Annotated in this window: 11 protein-coding genes and 3 rRNA genes; 12 read left to right on the top strand and 2 right to left on the bottom strand. The window is 66.2% G+C overall.

Annotated elements, in window-relative coordinates; translation table 11 throughout:
- Nucleotides 1–13 precede the first annotated feature (13 nt).
- Nucleotides 14–901: a hypothetical protein gene (locus CNQ36_RS05560; protein ID WP_121545178.1), complete on the top strand. Its 888-nt coding sequence runs from the start codon at nucleotides 14–16 to the stop codon at nucleotides 899–901.
- A 79-nt stretch (nucleotides 902–980) separates the two neighbouring features.
- Here the strand turns inward: CNQ36_RS05560 and ptsP are convergent, their stop codons facing one another.
- Together ptsP and CNQ36_RS05550 are read right to left on the bottom strand one after the other, a co-directional pair.
- Nucleotides 981–2651 carry a phosphoenolpyruvate--protein phosphotransferase gene (ptsP, locus tag CNQ36_RS05555; protein WP_121545177.1) on the bottom strand — a complete coding sequence of 557 codons (1671 nt, stop codon included), beginning with the start codon at nucleotides 2649–2651 and terminating at the stop codon, nucleotides 981–983.
- Nucleotides 2652–2729: 78 nt separating this feature from the next.
- Nucleotides 2730–3179 carry a PTS sugar transporter subunit IIA gene (locus tag CNQ36_RS05550; protein ID WP_004934205.1) on the bottom strand — a complete coding sequence of 150 codons (450 nt, stop codon included), beginning with the start codon at nucleotides 3177–3179 and terminating at the stop codon, nucleotides 2730–2732.
- Between the two features lie 568 nt (nucleotides 3180–3747).
- Here CNQ36_RS05550 and CNQ36_RS05545 point away from each other — a divergent pair.
- The 11 genes from CNQ36_RS05545 (at nucleotide 3748) to CNQ36_RS05495 (ending at nucleotide 16811) form a co-directional block, all read left to right on the top strand.
- Nucleotides 3748–5273: ribosomal RNA gene (locus tag CNQ36_RS05545) — 16S ribosomal RNA — on the top strand.
- Nucleotides 5274–5583: 310 nt separating this feature from the next.
- Nucleotides 5584–8706 (top strand): 23S ribosomal RNA (locus CNQ36_RS05540).
- A gap of 84 nt (nucleotides 8707–8790) precedes the next feature.
- A 5S ribosomal RNA gene (gene rrf, locus CNQ36_RS05535) occupies nucleotides 8791–8907 on the top strand.
- The 16S, 23S and 5S rRNA genes sit together here, the layout of an rRNA operon.
- A 109-nt stretch (nucleotides 8908–9016) precedes the next feature.
- On the top strand, nucleotides 9017–9625 hold the full coding sequence (gene clsA, locus CNQ36_RS05530; RefSeq protein WP_004934208.1) for a cardiolipin synthase ClsA: 609 nt from the start codon (nucleotides 9017–9019) through the stop codon (nucleotides 9623–9625).
- A gap of 116 nt (nucleotides 9626–9741) precedes the next feature.
- Nucleotides 9742–12237, top strand: a complete 2496-nt coding sequence (locus CNQ36_RS05525) for a mannose-1-phosphate guanyltransferase (protein WP_121545176.1) — start codon at nucleotides 9742–9744, stop codon at nucleotides 12235–12237.
- Nucleotides 12238–12335: 98 nt separating this feature from the next.
- Nucleotides 12336–13238 carry a DUF881 domain-containing protein gene (locus tag CNQ36_RS05520; protein ID WP_121545175.1) on the top strand — a complete coding sequence of 301 codons (903 nt, stop codon included), beginning with the start codon at nucleotides 12336–12338 and terminating at the stop codon, nucleotides 13236–13238.
- Nucleotides 13235–13567 carry a small basic family protein gene (locus CNQ36_RS05515; protein ID WP_003988855.1) on the top strand — a complete coding sequence of 111 codons (333 nt, stop codon included), beginning with the start codon at nucleotides 13235–13237 and terminating at the stop codon, nucleotides 13565–13567. The genes CNQ36_RS05520 and CNQ36_RS05515 overlap by 4 nt, the downstream gene beginning before the upstream one ends.
- Before the next feature lie 5 nt (nucleotides 13568–13572).
- Nucleotides 13573–14475 (top strand): DUF881 domain-containing protein, encoded by a 903-nt coding sequence (locus CNQ36_RS05510; protein WP_121545174.1) that lies wholly within the window; start codon nucleotides 13573–13575, stop codon nucleotides 14473–14475.
- A 61-nt stretch (nucleotides 14476–14536) separates the two neighbouring features.
- Nucleotides 14537–15472 carry an FHA domain-containing protein gene (locus tag CNQ36_RS05505; RefSeq protein ID WP_084828267.1) on the top strand — a complete coding sequence of 312 codons (936 nt, stop codon included), beginning with the start codon at nucleotides 14537–14539 and terminating at the stop codon, nucleotides 15470–15472.
- 38 nt (nucleotides 15473–15510) lie between these two features.
- Nucleotides 15511–16254: a transcriptional regulator FtsR gene (ftsR, locus tag CNQ36_RS05500; RefSeq protein WP_121545173.1), complete on the top strand. Its 744-nt coding sequence runs from the start codon at nucleotides 15511–15513 to the stop codon at nucleotides 16252–16254.
- An 83-nt stretch (nucleotides 16255–16337) separates the two neighbouring features.
- On the top strand, nucleotides 16338–16811 hold the full coding sequence (locus CNQ36_RS05495) for a bifunctional nuclease family protein (protein ID WP_004934251.1): 474 nt from the start codon (nucleotides 16338–16340) through the stop codon (nucleotides 16809–16811).
- Nucleotides 16812–16852 lie beyond the last annotated feature (41 nt).

Here is a 16852-nt window from a genome sequence, read left to right as displayed (position 1 = left end):
CAGAGGGGGAGACATGGCACAAACCGACCACCGGACCCTGCGGCGCGTCCTGCGCCGCGAGGTCGCCGGCACCATCGGCCTGCTCGCCGACGAACACGACTTCCGCGCCATGCGGCGCTACGACAGCTTCTCTTTCGACGACCACACCACCTATCTCCAGCACATGGAGGCCTTCCTCAGGACCCGCGCGCTGCAGGGCAGCCACACCACGGTCGCCCTCTTCGACCCCGAGGACTACGCCGAGTACTGCGCGGCCAAGGGCCTCGACCCCGACAGCCACACCAGCCGTACCCGGTTCACCGCCGAACTGGCCGCCACCGGCCCCGCCGTCCCCTACGACGGCCGGCCCCTGACCGATCTCCTGCCCACCCTCGTCGACGAGGCGGTCCGCCGCGCCACCTGGGAGTACGCGGCCACCCTCCTCACCCGCCTCGGTGCCTGCGCCGTGTGCGGCGAGGACCTGGGCCGGGCCGCCTTCGCCCGCGCCTCGCACCTCCTCGTCCGCATCCTCGACACCGCCCCGCCCGGAGAACGGCACCTGGTGTGCAGCGTCTCCGGCCCGCCCGAAACACTCGTCGCCGTCCTGCACGCCGACGACGACACCGGCCGCATGGAACTCGACGAGAACGAGGCCCTCGAGTTCACCACCGTGCTCGCCGTCGGCCTCGCCACCGGCAGCCCCGGCGGACTGGTCATGCGTACCACCCGGCCCGGCAGCCCCGACCGCGTGCACGGCTGGCGGCTGCGGGCCCATGGCCTGGAGGCGCTCACCGCCGGGGAGGTCTTCGACGCCTACTGCACCGACGCCGAGACGGGAGAACTCATCCCGCCGGAATCGAACGTCGACTACTGCCGGCCGCCCGACCTGGGAGAAGACTCCGGCCCGGACCACCGGCACTGAGCGGGGAACGCCCGAGGGGCGCCCCACCCATGGTGGAACGCCCCTCGGGAAAGGCCGATCGCCGGCCGGCCCCGCCCGGTCACTCGCCCGACAGCACCGCCTGAGCGGCGGCCCGGGCATCCGCGGCACTGTCCGCCGCCCGGGCCGCCGCGGCGGCCCGCTCACACTGCGCCAGCGTGAACTTGGCCAGCGCCGCACGTACATAGGGGAGCGACGCCGCACCCATGGAGAGCGAGGTGACACCCAGACCGGTCAGCACACAGGCGAGCAGCGGGTCGGAAGCCGCCTCACCGCACACACCACAGCTCTTGCCCTCGGCCCGCGCCGCCTCGGCGGACAGCGCGACCAGGTCGAGCAGCGCGGGCTGCCACGGATCCTGCAGCCGGGACACCGCACCCACCTGACGGTCCGCGGCGAACGTGTACTGCGCCAGGTCATTGGTGCCCAGGGACAGGAACTCCACCTCCTGCAGCACCGAGCGGGCCCGCAGCGCGGCGGACGGAATCTCGACCATCGCGCCGAACTTCGCCCGTAGTCCCGCCTCCCGGCAGGCGTCCGCGAACGCCTTCGCGTCCGCCCGGTCCGCCACCATCGGGGCCATGACCTCGAGGTGCACGGGCAGCCCCTCGGCGGCCTTGGCCAGCGCCGTCAGCTGCGTCCGCAGCACCGCGGGGTGGTCGAGCAGCGACCGCAGACCGCGTACGCCCAGTGCCGGGTTCGGCTCGTCCGCCGGAGTCAGGAAGTCCAGCGGCTTGTCGGCGCCCGCGTCCAGCACCCGCACCACGACACGGCCCTCGGGGAAGGCCTCGAGCACCTGGCGGTAGGCCACGACCTGCTTGTCCTCGGAAGGAGCGTTCTTGCTGTCGTCCAGGAAGAGGAACTCGGTACGGAAGAGACCGACACCCTCGGCGCCCGCTTCGAGAGCGGCCGCGACATCCGCCGGCCCGCCGATGTTGGCCAGCAGCGGCACCTTGTGGCCGTCGGCGGTCGCGCCGGGGCCGGTCGACGCCGCCAGCGCCGCCCTGCGCTCGGCCGCCGCCGCTTCGAGCTGCGACTTCTTCTCCTCGCTCGGGTTCACGAAAACCTCCCCGGAGCTGCCGTCCACCGCTATCAGCGTGCCCTCGGCGATCTCACCGGCGCCCGGCAGGGCGACCACGGCGGGGACACCGAGCGCGCGGGCCAGGATGGCGCTGTGACTGGTGGGGCCGCCCTCCTCGGTCACGAAGCCGAGCACCAGCGTCGGGTCGAGCAGCGCGGTGTCGGCCGGCGCGAGATCACGGGCCACGAGGACATACGGCTCGTCGCTGTCCGGAACACCCGGCATCGGCACCCCGAGCAGCCGCGCCACGATGCGGTTCCGCACGTCGTCGAGGTCGGCCACCCGGCCCGCCAGATACTCACCGGCGTTCGCCAGCAGCTCCCGGTACGCCGCGAACGCGTCGTACACCGCACGCTCGGCAGTGCTCCCGACCGCGACGCGCCGCTCCACGTCGGCCATCAGCTCGGGGTCCTGGGCCATCATCGCCTGCGCCTCGAGCACCGCCTGGGCCTCGCCCCCGGCGAGGTTGCCGCGCGCCATCAGGTCGGCAGCGACCGCTTCCACGGCCTTGCGGGCGCGACCCTGCTCGCGCTCCGCGTCCTGCGCCGGGATCTGCTTGGCCGGCGGCTCGAGGACCGCCGTACCCATGTGCCGTACCTCGCCGATCGCCACACCGTGGCTGACACCGACGCCTCGCAGCGTTGTCTCCATCTCACCCGTCTCCGGATCGGGCGGCGGGTGCGCCCGCCGCGTGGGTCGTCCTGGCCGCCGTCACCCGACGGCGGCGCGTCACTTCCAGAGGAAGAGGGTGTCGCCGGCCTTCACGTCGCCGTCGTCACGAAGCTCGGAGAGCGCGTCAGTCGTCGCCTCCAGGGCCACGACCGGGCACACCGGGGACTTTCCGGCGGCCTCGACGGCGGCGGGGTTCCAGCGCACGATGCTCTGTCCGCGCGTCACGGTGTCGCCCTTGGCGACGAGCAGCTCGAAGCCCTCGCCGTTGAGCTGCACGGTGTCGATACCGAGGTGGGTGAGCACGCCGTGTCCGCTCTCGTCGACGACGACGAACGCGTGCGGGTGCAGGGAGACGATCACACCGTCGACGGGGGAGACGGCCTCGGAGGGCTCCCGCGCGGGGTCGATCGCCGTACCCGGGCCGACCATGGCCCCGGAGAAGACCGGGTCGGGCACGGACGCCAGTCCGATGGCCCGACCTGCGAGCGGGGACGTCACGGTGGTCATGGGAAGCCTCCCAGGCGTGGAGATCTGTACGTACGCCGCCGTCACTGCCTGCCTCCGGCGCGCTGTTCAGCAGCGTATGTCATAGGACGTACCGGTTCCGGAGGACAGATCCTGATCGGTGGTCTAGACGAGAGGTCTAGACCACCCACACTAATGGATTTGCACGTGGTCCGCGACCGCGTGTAGAGTTGTACACCTGCTCGGGACCGAGTGGCGTGGTCAAACGTCCTCACCTGGCAGCAATCCAACTCAGTCAGATCCTAACTCTGGATCACTTTCTGCATGCCTGCAGGACGGTGGTCAGAAGGCCGGAAAATCACTGGTAAGGTTGGAAACACGAAGGGAAGCGCCCGGAGGACAGCCCGAGAGGGTGAGTACAAAGGAAGCGTCCGTTCCTTGAGAACTCAACAGCGTGCCAAAAGTCAACGCCAGATATGTTGATACCCCGTCCATCCGGTTCGGATGGTCGAGGTTCCTTTGAAAAAACACAGCGAGGACGCTGTGAACCGCCGGACTATTCCTCCGGTGGTTCCGCTCTCGTGTGTGTGCACCCGATTACGGGTAAACATTCACGGAGAGTTTGATCCTGGCTCAGGACGAACGCTGGCGGCGTGCTTAACACATGCAAGTCGAACGATGAACCACTTCGGTGGGGATTAGTGGCGAACGGGTGAGTAACACGTGGGCAATCTGCCCTGCACTCTGGGACAAGCCCTGGAAACGGGGTCTAATACCGGATACTGACCCGCCTGGGCATCCAGGCGGGTCGAAAGCTCCGGCGGTGCAGGATGAGCCCGCGGCCTATCAGCTTGTTGGTGAGGTAACGGCTCACCAAGGCGACGACGGGTAGCCGGCCTGAGAGGGCGACCGGCCACACTGGGACTGAGACACGGCCCAGACTCCTACGGGAGGCAGCAGTGGGGAATATTGCACAATGGGCGAAAGCCTGATGCAGCGACGCCGCGTGAGGGATGACGGCCTTCGGGTTGTAAACCTCTTTCAGCAGGGAAGAAGCGAAAGTGACGGTACCTGCAGAAGAAGCGCCGGCTAACTACGTGCCAGCAGCCGCGGTAATACGTAGGGCGCGAGCGTTGTCCGGAATTATTGGGCGTAAAGAGCTCGTAGGCGGCTTGTCGCGTCGGTTGTGAAAGCCCGGGGCTTAACCCCGGGTCTGCAGTCGATACGGGCAGGCTAGAGTTCGGTAGGGGAGATCGGAATTCCTGGTGTAGCGGTGAAATGCGCAGATATCAGGAGGAACACCGGTGGCGAAGGCGGATCTCTGGGCCGATACTGACGCTGAGGAGCGAAAGCGTGGGGAGCGAACAGGATTAGATACCCTGGTAGTCCACGCCGTAAACGGTGGGCACTAGGTGTGGGCGACATTCCACGTCGTCCGTGCCGCAGCTAACGCATTAAGTGCCCCGCCTGGGGAGTACGGCCGCAAGGCTAAAACTCAAAGGAATTGACGGGGGCCCGCACAAGCGGCGGAGCATGTGGCTTAATTCGACGCAACGCGAAGAACCTTACCAAGGCTTGACATACACCGGAAACGTCTGGAGACAGGCGCCCCCTTGTGGTCGGTGTACAGGTGGTGCATGGCTGTCGTCAGCTCGTGTCGTGAGATGTTGGGTTAAGTCCCGCAACGAGCGCAACCCTTGTCCCGTGTTGCCAGCAGGCCCTTGTGGTGCTGGGGACTCACGGGAGACCGCCGGGGTCAACTCGGAGGAAGGTGGGGACGACGTCAAGTCATCATGCCCCTTATGTCTTGGGCTGCACACGTGCTACAATGGCCGGTACAATGAGCTGCGATACCGCGAGGTGGAGCGAATCTCAAAAAGCCGGTCTCAGTTCGGATTGGGGTCTGCAACTCGACCCCATGAAGTCGGAGTCGCTAGTAATCGCAGATCAGCATTGCTGCGGTGAATACGTTCCCGGGCCTTGTACACACCGCCCGTCACGTCACGAAAGTCGGTAACACCCGAAGCCGGTGGCCCAACCCCTTGTGGGAGGGAGCTGTCGAAGGTGGGACTGGCGATTGGGACGAAGTCGTAACAAGGTAGCCGTACCGGAAGGTGCGGCTGGATCACCTCCTTTCTAAGGAGCACTTCTAAGCCGGGCTTGCCCGGTTCAGAGGCCAGCATGCGAGCGAACGTCTCGCACTGGTTGCTCATGGGTGGAACGTTGACTACTCGGCACACTTGATCGTCTTCTCCTTCCAGTACTGCTCGTCAGAGCGTGGAACGAATGAGGGAAGCGGTGAGGGTGTCGGGCACGCTGTTGGGTGTCTGAGGGCACGGCCGTATGGCTGCCTTCAGTGCCGGCCCCAGTGCACTCGAGCTCATGGCTCGGGGTGATGGGTGGTTGGTCGTTGTTTGAGAACTGCACAGTGGACGCGAGCATCTGTGGCCAAGTTTTTAAGGGCGCACGGTGGATGCCTTGGCACCAGGAACCGATGAAGGACGTGGGAGGCCACGATAGTCCCCGGGGAGTCGTCAACCAGGCTTTGATCCGGGGGTTTCCGAATGGGGAAACCCGGCAGTCGTCATGGGCTGTCACCCTTGCCTGAACACATAGGGCAAGTGGAGGGAACGCGGGGAAGTGAAACATCTCAGTACCCGCAGGAAGAGAAAACAACCGTGATTCCGGGAGTAGTGGCGAGCGAAACCGGATGAGGCCAAACCGTATGCGTGTGAGACCCGGCAGGGGTTGCGCATACGGGGTTGTGGGATCTCTCTTCTACGGTCTGCCGGCCGTGGGACGAGTCAGAAACCGTTGATGTAGGCGAAGGACATGCGAAAGGTCCGGCGTAGAGGGTAAGACCCCCGTAGTCGAAACATCAGCGGCTCGTTTGAGAGACACCCAAGTAGCACGGGGCCCGAGAAATCCCGTGTGAATCTGGCGGGACCACCCGCTAAGCCTAAATATTCCCTGGTGACCGATAGCGGATAGTACCGTGAGGGAATGGTGAAAAGTACCGCGGGAGCGGAGTGAAATAGTACCTGAAACCGTGTGCCTACAAGCCGTGGGAGCGTCGGGTAGGAACTTGTTCCTACCTCGTGACTGCGTGCCTTTTGAAGAATGAGCCTGCGAGTTTGCGGTGTGTTGCGAGGTTAACCCGGGTGGGGAAGCCGTAGCGAAAGCGAGTCCGAATAGGGCGTTTCAGTAGCACGCTCAAGACCCGAAGCGGAGTGATCTAGCCATGGGCAGGTTGAAGCGGAGGTAAGACTTCGTGGAGGACCGAACCCACCAGGGTTGAAAACCTGGGGGATGACCTGTGGTTAGGGGTGAAAGGCCAATCAAACTCCGTGATAGCTGGTTCTCCCCGAAATGCATTTAGGTGCAGCGTCGTGTGTTTCTTGCCGGAGGTAGAGCACTGGATAGGCGATGGGCCCTACCGGGTTACTGACCTTAGCCAAACTCCGAATGCCGGTAAGTGAGAGCGCGGCAGTGAGACTGTGGGGGATAAGCTCCATGGTCGAGAGGGAAACAGCCCAGAGCATCGACTAAGGCCCCTAAGCGTACGCTAAGTGGGAAAGGATGTGGAGTCGCACAGACAACCAGGAGGTTGGCTTAGAAGCAGCCACCCTTGAAAGAGTGCGTAATAGCTCACTGGTCTAGTGATTCCGCGCCGACAATGTAGCGGGGCTCAAGCGTACCGCCGAAGTCGTGTCATTCACACAATAGGGCCAACGCCTGTGTGGATGGGTAGGGGAGCGTCGTGTGCCGGGTGAAGCAGCGCCGGAAGGCAGTTGTGGACGGTTCACGAGTGAGAATGCAGGCATGAGTAGCGATTCACACGTGAGAAACGTGTGCGCCGATTGACTAAGGGTTCCTGGGTCAAGCTGATCTGCCCAGGGTAAGTCGGGACCTAAGGCGAGGCCGACAGGCGTAGTCGATGGATAACCGGTTGATATTCCGGTACCCGCTGTGAAGCGTCAAACATCGAATCCAGTGATGCTAAGCCCGTGAAGCCGCCGGCTGAGTCTTCGGACGAGGTCGGAGTGGTGGAGCCGGTGACCCGAGCTGGTAGTAGGTGAGTGATGGGGTGACGCAGGAAGGTAGTCCATCCCGGGCGGTGGTTGTCCCGGGGTAAGGGTGTAGGCCGGACGGTAGGTAAATCCGCCGTTCATTAAGGCTGAGACCTGATGCCGAGCCGATTGTGGTGAAGTGGATGATCCTATGCTGTCGAGAAAAGCCTCTAGCGAGTTTCATGGCGGCCCGTACCCTAAACCGACTCAGGTGGTCAGGTAGAGAATACCGAGGCGTTCGGGTGAACTATGGTTAAGGAACTCGGCAAAATGCCCCCGTAACTTCGGGAGAAGGGGGGCCACGTCTGGTGAGAGCACTTGCTGCTCGAGCTGGGGGTGGCCGCAGAGACCAGCGAGAAGCGACTGTTTACTAAAAACACAGGTCCGTGCGAAGCCGTAAGGCGATGTATACGGACTGACGCCTGCCCGGTGCTGGAACGTTAAGGGGACCGGTTAGCTCACTTTCGGGTGGGCGAAGCTGAGAACTTAAGCGCCAGTAAACGGCGGTGGTAACTATAACCATCCTAAGGTAGCGAAATTCCTTGTCGGGTAAGTTCCGACCTGCACGAATGGCGTAACGACTTCTCGACTGTCTCAACCATAGGCCCGGTGAAATTGCACTACGAGTAAAGATGCTCGTTTCGCGCAGCAGGACGGAAAGACCCCGGGACCTTTACTACAGTTTGATATTGGTGTTCGGTTCGGCTTGTGTAGGATAGCTGGGAGACTTTGAACTCTGGACGCCAGTTCAGGGGGAGTCGTCGTTGAAATACCAGTCTGGTCGTGCTGGATGTCTAACCTGGGTCCGTGATCCGGATCAGGGACAGTGTCTGATGGGTAGTTTAACTGGGGCGGTTGCCTCCTAAAGAGTAACGGAGGCGCCCAAAGGTTCCCTCAGCCTGGTTGGCAATCAGGTGTTGAGTGTAAGTGCACAAGGGAGCTTGACTGTGAGACCGACGGGTCGAGCAGGGACGAAAGTCGGGACTAGTGATCCGGCGGTGGCTTGTGGAAGCGCCGTCGCTCAACGGATAAAAGGTACCCCGGGGATAACAGGCTGATCTTCCCCAAGAGTCCATATCGACGGGATGGTTTGGCACCTCGATGTCGGCTCGTCGCATCCTGGGGCTGGAGTCGGTCCCAAGGGTTGGGCTGTTCGCCCATTAAAGCGGTACGCGAGCTGGGTTTAGAACGTCGTGAGACAGTTCGGTCCCTATCCGCTGTGCGCGTAGGAGTCTTGAGAAGGGCTGTCCCTAGTACGAGAGGACCGGGACGGACGAACCTCTGGTGTGCCAGTTGTTCTGCCAAGGGCATGGCTGGTTGGCTACGTTCGGGAGGGATAACCGCTGAAAGCATCTAAGCGGGAAGCCTGCTTCGAGATGAGGACTCCCACCTCCTAGAGAGGGTAAGGCTCCCAGTAGACGACTGGGTTGATAGGCCGGATATGGAAGCACGGTAACGTGTGGAGTTGACCGGTACTAATAGGCCGAGGGCTTGTCCTCAGTTGCTCGCGTCCACTGTGTTGGTTCTGAAACCACGAACAACCCCATGTGCCACACATGGTGCGGTTGTCAGTTTCATAGTGTTTCGGTGGTCATAGCGTAGGGGAAACGCCCGGTTACATTCCGAACCCGGAAGCTAAGCCTTACAGCGCCGATGGTACTGCAGGGGGGACCCTGTGGGAGAGTAGGACGCCGCCGAACTCCTTTTAGAGCTCTGGCTCTTGGGCGTACAGCCCAAGAGCCAGAGCTTTTTTGCGTTGAGGTAGGGTCGGGGGGCATCATCGACACGTTTCCCACAGGAGGATCCCGGGTGGAGGTCCAGGAGACGCGGGTCCAGACAGACCGCGTCCTCACCATCCCGAACATGCTCAGCATGGCACGGCTCGTCGGCGTACCGCTGTTCCTGTGGCTGATCCTCCGGCCGGAGTTCGGCGGTCCGAAGAGCGACGGCTGGGCGCTCCTGGTGCTGGCTCTCAGCGGCGTCAGCGACTACCTGGACGGCAAGCTCGCGCGGCGGTGGAACCAGGTCAGCAGCCTCGGCCGGCTGCTCGACCCGGCCGCCGACCGGCTCTACATCCTCTCCACCCTGGTCGGCCTCACCTGGCGCGAGATCCTGCCGCTCTGGCTGACCGCCCTGCTTCTGGCCCGTGAGCTGGTCCTGCTCGTGATGGTGGGCATCCTCCGCCGGCACGGCTATCCGCCGCCCCAGGTGAACTTCCTGGGGAAGGCGGCGACCTTCAACCTGATGTACGCCTTCCCACTGCTCCTGCTCAGTGACGGAACTGGCTGGATCTCGTCACTCGCTGCTATTTTCGGCTGGGCGTTCGCAGGATGGGGTACAACCCTGTATTGGTGGGCAGGAGTGCTCTATGTGGTCCAAGTCCGCCGCCTGATCCGTGCGGACGCTGTGGCCGATTGAACTCGCTGATTGGTATGCGCATCGAGGCGCGATGTCCCGTCGTGGAAAAACGAGGGGACAGCTCTGGCGGGTGAAGTCGGCCAGACCGTCGTCTCTTCGAGGAGGACGCTTCCGACATGAAGGCCGTCGTGATGGCCGGAGGCGAAGGCACCCGCCTTCGCCCCATGACCTCAAGCATGCCCAAGCCGCTCCTGCCGGTGGCCAACCGGCCGATCATGGAGCACGTCCTGCGGCTGCTCAAAAGGCATGGGCTCAACGAAACAGTTGTGACTGTCCAGTTCCTTGCGTCGCTCGTCAAGAACTACTTCGGTGACGGCGAAGAGCTCGGAATGGAACTGAGCTATGCCAATGAGGAGAAGCCACTCGGTACCGCCGGGAGCGTGAAGAACGCCGAGGAGGCACTGAAGGACGATGCTTTCCTCGTCATCTCCGGCGACGCCCTGACCGACTTCGACCTCACCGATCTGATCAATTTCCACAAGGAAAAGGGCGCCCTGGTCACGGTCTGCCTGACCCGCGTTCCCAATCCGCTGGAATTCGGCATCACCATCGTGGACGAGGAAGGCAAGGTCGAGCGCTTCCTGGAGAAGCCGACCTGGGGGCAGGTCTTCTCCGACACGGTGAACACCGGCATCTACGTCATGGAGCCCGAGGTCTTCGACTACGTCGAGCCCGATGTGCCCGTCGACTGGTCCGGCGACGTCTTCCCGCAGCTGATGAAGGACGGCAAGCCCATCTACGGCTACGTCGCCGAGGGCTACTGGGAGGACGTCGGCACACACGAGAGCTATGTGAAGGCCCAGGCCGACGTCCTGGAGGGCAAGGTCGACGTCGACATCGACGGCTTCGAGATCTCCCCCGGTGTCTGGGTCGCCGAAGGCGCCGAGGTGCACCCCGACGCCGTACTGCGGGGGCCGCTGTACATCGGCGACTACGCCAAGGTCGAGGCCGGCGCGGAGATCCGCGAGCACACCGTCGTGGGGTCCAACGTCGTCGTCAAGAGCGGCGCCTTCCTGCACAAGGCCGTCGTCCACGACAACGTCTACGTGGGGCCGCACAGCAATCTGCGGGGCTGCGTCGTCGGCAAGAACACCGACATCATGCGCGCGGCGCGGATCGAGGACGGCGCCGTCATCGGCGACGAGTGCCTGATCGGCGAGGAATCGATTGTCCAGGGCAACGTGCGGGTCTACCCGTTCAAGACCATCGAAGCCGGCGCGTTCGTCAACACCTCGGTCATCTGGGAGTCCCGGGGGCAGGCCCACCTCTTCGGCGCCAGGGGCGTGTCCGGCATCCTCAACGTCGAGATCACCCCGGAGCTCGCGGTGCGCCTGGCCGGCGCCTACGCGACGACCCTGAAGAAGGGCTCGACCGTCACCACGGCGCGCGACCACTCCCGTGGCGCCCGAGCGCTGAAGCGCGCGGTCATCTCCGCGCTGCAGGCCAGCGCCATCGACGTACGGGACCTGGAGAACGTGCCGCTTCCCGTGGCGCGGCAGCAGACCGCGCGGGGCAGCGCCGGCGGCATCATGATCCGGACCACGCTCGGTGTGCCGGACTCCGTCGACATCATGTTCTTCGACGGGCAGGGCGCCGACCTCTCACAGGGCAGCCAGCGGAAGCTGGACCGGGTGTTCGCGCGGCAGGAGTACCGGCGCGCGTTCCCCGGCGAGATCGGGGACCTGCACTTCCCCGCCAGCGTCTTCGACTCCTACACGGGCTCCCTGCTGCGCAACGTCGACATCACCGGCATCGCGGAGTCCGGGCTCAAGGTCGTCGTCGACGCGTCCAACGGCAGCGCCGGACTGGTGCTGCCGAGCCTCCTCGGCAAGCTGGGCGTCGACTCCCTGACGATCAATCCCGGCCTCGACGAGTCCCGGCCGACCGAGACGGCCGACATGCGGCGCTCGGGGCTGGTCAGGCTCGGGGAGATCGTGGCGTCCTCCGGCGCCGCCTTCGGCGTGCGGTTCGACCCCGTCGGTGAGCGGCTGTCCCTCGTCGACGAGAAGGGGCGGATCGTCGAGGACGACCGGTCACTGCTCGTGATGCTCGACCTCATCGCCTCCGAGCGGCGCAGCGGCCGGGTCGCGCTCCCGGTGACCACCACCAGGATCGCCGAGCAGGTCGCGGCGTACCACGGCACCCAGGTCGAGTGGACGACCACCTCGCCCGACGACCTGACGCGCGTGGGCGGCGAGGAAGGGACGATCTTCGGCGGTGACGGCAAGGGCGGCTTCATCGTCCCCGAGTTCAGCAGCGTCTACGACGGCACCGCGGCCTTCGTGCGGCTCATCGGGCTGGTGGCGCGGACCCAGCTCACGCTCAGCCAGATCGACGCGCGCATTCCGCGGGCCCATGTGCTCAAGCGGGACCTGGCGACCCCTTGGGCCGTCAAGGGCCTGGTGATGCGGCGGGTCGTCGAGGCCGCCGGGGACCGCTTCGTGGACACCACGGACGGGGTGCGCGTGGTGGAGGCCGACGGCCGCTGGGTGATGGTGCTGCCCGACCCGGCCGAGGCGGTCACCCATCTGTGGGCCGAGGGCCCCGACGACGCCTCCGCCCAGGCACTGCTCGACGAGTGGGCGGCCGTCGTGGACAGCGCGGGACGGTAGGACCGGCAGGACACCTGTATGCCGGACAAGTGCCCCCAACGGGGCCTGTCCGGCATGCCGGCAGGGGCATTCGGAGGTAGTGCTCGCGGCGTGCGACGATGTGCGGCATGCCGCAGCAACACCCCGTTCGGAGCACACCCGCGCGGCCCGCGCGCCCGGACGCCTCCATGTCGTTGATCACCAACGTCATGGACCACAGCCTCGACGACGGATACGCCGAGGCCGCCGCACGGAAGAAGGCCGACGGGGACGGCGGCATGCCGAAGACGCTCCGGGCGAGGCTCGGCCTCGCCGTCGGCCTGGTGCTCGCCGCCCTGATCGTCACCGTGGGCGCCGCCCAGGCGCGCGTCGCCGCTCCCGTCGTCGCCAAGGAGCGCGAGGAGCTGATCGACCGGATCGACCAGGAGACCGGGGCCGCTGAGAAGCTCGAGGACCGCGTCGACGAACTGCGCGCCGATGTGAGCGCACGGCAGCGCGACGCGCTCCGGGACAGCGGAGGCGACGGATCCGCGCTGGTCGGGATCCTGTCCGGCGCCGTCGCGGTGCACGGCCCCGGGGTGCGGCTCGTGGTGGACGACGCCAAGGACGCCAGCGGCGGCGGCGACGGCGACCCGCGGTCGACCTCCGGGTTCTCCGACACCGGACGGGTCCGCGACCGCGACATGCAGCGGATCGTCAACGGGCTGTGGGAGTCCGGCGCCGAGGCCGTCTCCATCAACGGACAGCGGCTGACCGCCCTGTCGGCGATCAGGGCCGCCGGAGACGCGATACTGGTCGACAACAAGCCGCTGGTGCCGCCGTACACGGTGCTGGCGGTGGGGGACGGCGGGCAGCTGAGCGACCGGTTCCAGAACAGCGCGGACGGGCTGTATCTGCATGCCCTCCAGGAGAACTACGGCATCCGCACGGGCATCTCCGCACAGGACGACGTCCGGCTGCCTGCCGCAACGAGTGTGAGCGTGCGTACCGCACAGCCGATAACCGAGAAGGGCACATCGTGATCGCCGTACTGGGCCTCGTCGTGGGAGTCGTGGCCGGACTGTTGGTCCGGCCCGAGGTTCCGGCGGTCGTCGAGCCTTATCTGCCGATCGCCGTCGTCGCGGCGCTCGACGCCGTGTTCGGAGGGCTGCGGGCCATGCTCGACGGGATCTTCGACGACAAGGTCTTCGTGGTCTCGTTCCTGTCGAACGTGGTCGTCGCCGCACTCATCGTCTTCCTCGGCGACAAGCTCGGCGTGGGCGCCCAGCTGTCCACGGGTGTCGTGGTGGTCCTCGGCATCCGCATCTTCTCCAACGCCGCGGCGATCCGCCGGCACGTGTTCCGGGCGTGAGGCCGATGAACGAGCGCGAGCACGACGAGACGACACGCCCGGCGGTGTCCCCGCCCAGGACCGCGCCCGACGCCGCCCCGCCCCCGGCCGGCCTGCGCAGGGAACTGCCCGCCGAGGTGCCCGCCGGGATACCCACGAGGACGCCCGCACCCGCGGAGGAGGACGCTCCGAAGCCCCCGCCCGGTCTGACCGGCCGGCAGCGGCTGGCTGCGGGGCTGTGGCCGCCGAGGGTGACCCGGGCCCAACTCATCGTCGCCCTGCTCCTGTTCGGGCTCGGCTTCGGCCTGGCCGTCCAGGTGGCGTCGAACAGCGACACCGACAGCGCGCTGCGCGGGGCACGTCAGGAAGATCTTGTGCGCATCCTCGATGAACTCGACGACCGCACAGAGCGTCTTGAGGACGAGAAGCAGGGACTCGAGAAGCAGCGCGACGAGCTGGAGAACAGCTCCGACCAGGCCGAAGAGGCCCGTAGGCAGACGATCGAGAAGGAACGGCAACTCGGTGTGCTGGCGGGAAGCGTGGCGGCGCAGGGCCCCGGGATCACGATGACCGTCGAGGACACGAAGGGGACGGTGGAGGCGGACATGCTGCTCGACGCCATCCAGGAGCTGCGCGCGGCGGGTGCCGAGGCGATCCAGGTGAACGGTGTGCGGGTGGTGGCCGGCACCTACCTCACGGACTCCGGCAACGGTGTCGGAGTGGACGGGAACAAGATCACCGCGCCGTATCGTTTCAAGGTCATCGGCAAGTCGCAGGACCTCGAGCCGGCGCTCAACATCCCGGGAGGCGTGGTGCAGACTCTCGAGAAGGAACAGGCCACGGTTACCGTGGAGCAGTCGACCAAGATCATTGTGGACGCCTTGCGGGCGGTGAAGCGGCCTGACTACGCTCGGTCGTCCTCGCAGTGAACCGGGGGTGCATGGCGGGAGTACGGCGAGGGCATGAGGTTGCGGGGGGTCGGCGCACCGATTGGGTGGTGCGTGGTGGAAACTGTCTGGCGGAGGCGGACGTTGTGAAGATGTCCGGGTCGGCCAATGTGTTCAGTCAGGGTTCGTCCTGCCCCACGGGCGGGTCTGTTTCGGTCAAGGGGAATCGCCCGTGAAGTTGTTTGCGAAGTTGTTCGGCAAGAGCGCGCGGCGAGAGGACAGCGACAACGCGACCGCTCGTCACCGCGCACAGCCCGAGGCGGAAGGTCAGCGTCCGCTGTTCCGGGACCAGGTGGGCGGCCAGGGCGCGCCGTCCGTTGACCCTGCGCAGTCGGGCGGCATAGGTTTCGGGCAACCGTCGACCTCAGGTACGGGTGGAGAGTTCTCCGACCCGTACGCGTCCCACGCCCCCGGCGGGCAGCCGCGGCAGGAGGATCCGTCCATGTCGGCCCTGGTGTGTACGAGGTGCGGCAACCGCAACCCGGAGAACAGCCGTTTCTGTTCCAATTGCGGCGCGCCGCTCAAGCCCGGGGTCACCCCGGAGCGCCCCTCCGAGACGACGTCCACGATCTCGATCTCCGGTCTCGAGGCCTACGACGCCGAGGTCACCGGTCAGACGCAGGTGCCCGCGCTCTCTCCCGAGGCGCAGGCGGCCGTCGACGCGCTGCCGATGGGTTCCGCGCTCCTGGTCGTGCGCCGCGGTCCGAACTCGGGCAGCCGCTTCCTGCTGGACGGCGACCTGACCACGGCCGGGCGTCACCCGCAGAGCGACATCTTCCTGGACGACGTCACGGTCTCCCGCCGGCACGTGGAGTTCCGGCGCAGCCCCGACGGCTCCTTCACGGTGGCCGACGTGGGCAGCCTGAACGGCACCTACGTCAACCGGGAGCGGATCGACCAGGTCGCCCTGTCCAACGGTGACGAGGTGCAGATCGGCAAGTACCGGCTGGTCTTCTACGCGAGCCAGCGGGGCTACTGATCTCCCCGGATCCGACCGGGGGACCCCAGGGAAGGTCCATGGTTCAGACACCGAGCGGCGGTGCCGGGCACGGCGCCGCCGCCGCGGGCGCCGGACTGATAAGCATCGGCGCGGTGCTGAACGTGCTGCGCGAGGAGTTTCCCGAGGTCACCATCTCCAAGATCCGTTTCCTGGAGTCGGAGGGGCTGATCGAGCCCCGGCGGACCCCCTCGGGGTACCGCAAGTTCAGCGCCGCGGACGTCGAGCGTCTCGGCCATGTGCTGAGGATGCAGCGCGACCACTATCTGCCGCTCAAGGTGATCCGCGAGCACCTGGACGCCGTGGAGCGCGGCGAGGCCGTGCGGCTGCCGGCGGTGGGCCGTCCCCGTGACGGGGAGCCCGTTCTCCAGGAGCCCGCCGAGGAGGCGCCCGCGGTGGCGCGCATCGGGCGTGGCGAGCTGCTGGCGGCGGCCGGCATCGACGAGCGGACGCTCGCCGAGTGGGAGTCGTACGGGCTGCTCGCCCCGGACGCCGACGGGGCCTACGACGCCGAGGCGGTCACCGTGGCCGGGCTCGTCACCGAGCTGGGACGGTTCGGCATCGGGCCGCGCCATCTGCGGGCGATGAAGGCCGCGGCCGAGCGGGAGGCCGGACTGGTGGACCAGGTGGTCGCCCCGCTGAAACGCCACCGCAACCCGCAGACCAGGGCTCACGCGGAGGCCCGTACCAAGGAGCTGGCGGGGCTCACGGTGAAGCTGCACGCCGCGCTGCTGCAGGCGGCGCTCGGGGTACGGCTGCCCTGAGACGGCGCGGCCGGAGGGCCGGATCGGCCACCCGTTCCCTGCCCGACTACCCAAACGTCCCGGGCACGGCCTAGGGTTGCTGTGTGAACGAGCTCGATGTCGTAGGTGTCCGGGTCGAGATGCCCTCCAACCAACCGATCGTGCTGTTGCGTGAAGTGGGCGGCGACCGCTACCTCCCCATCTGGATCGGACCGGGGGAGGCGACGGCCATCGCCTTCGCCCAGCAGGGCATGGCACCCGCACGGCCGCTGACCCACGACCTGTTCAAGGACGTGCTGGAGGCCGTCGGCCAGGAGCTCACGGAAGTGCGCATCACCGACCTGCGGGAGGGCGTGTTCTACGCGGAGCTGGTGTTCGCCAGCGGAGTCGAGGTGAGCGCCCGTCCCTCCGACGCCATAGCACTGGCCCTGCGGACCGGTACGCCGATCTACGGCAGTGACACGGTGCTCGACGACGCCGGGATCGCCATTCCCGACGAGCAGGAGGACGAGGTGGAGAAGTTCCGCGAGTTCCTCGACCAGATCTCGCCGGAGGACTTCGGAACCAGCAACCAGTGAGGGTGGTCTCCGCCCCCGCCGGTCGGCCGGCGGGGCCCGTG

This window comes from Streptomyces fungicidicus, assembly GCF_003665435.1.
Lineage (GTDB): Bacteria > Actinomycetota > Actinomycetes > Streptomycetales > Streptomycetaceae > Streptomyces > Streptomyces fungicidicus.
This window is presented reverse-complemented; position numbering and strand designations above follow the sequence as displayed.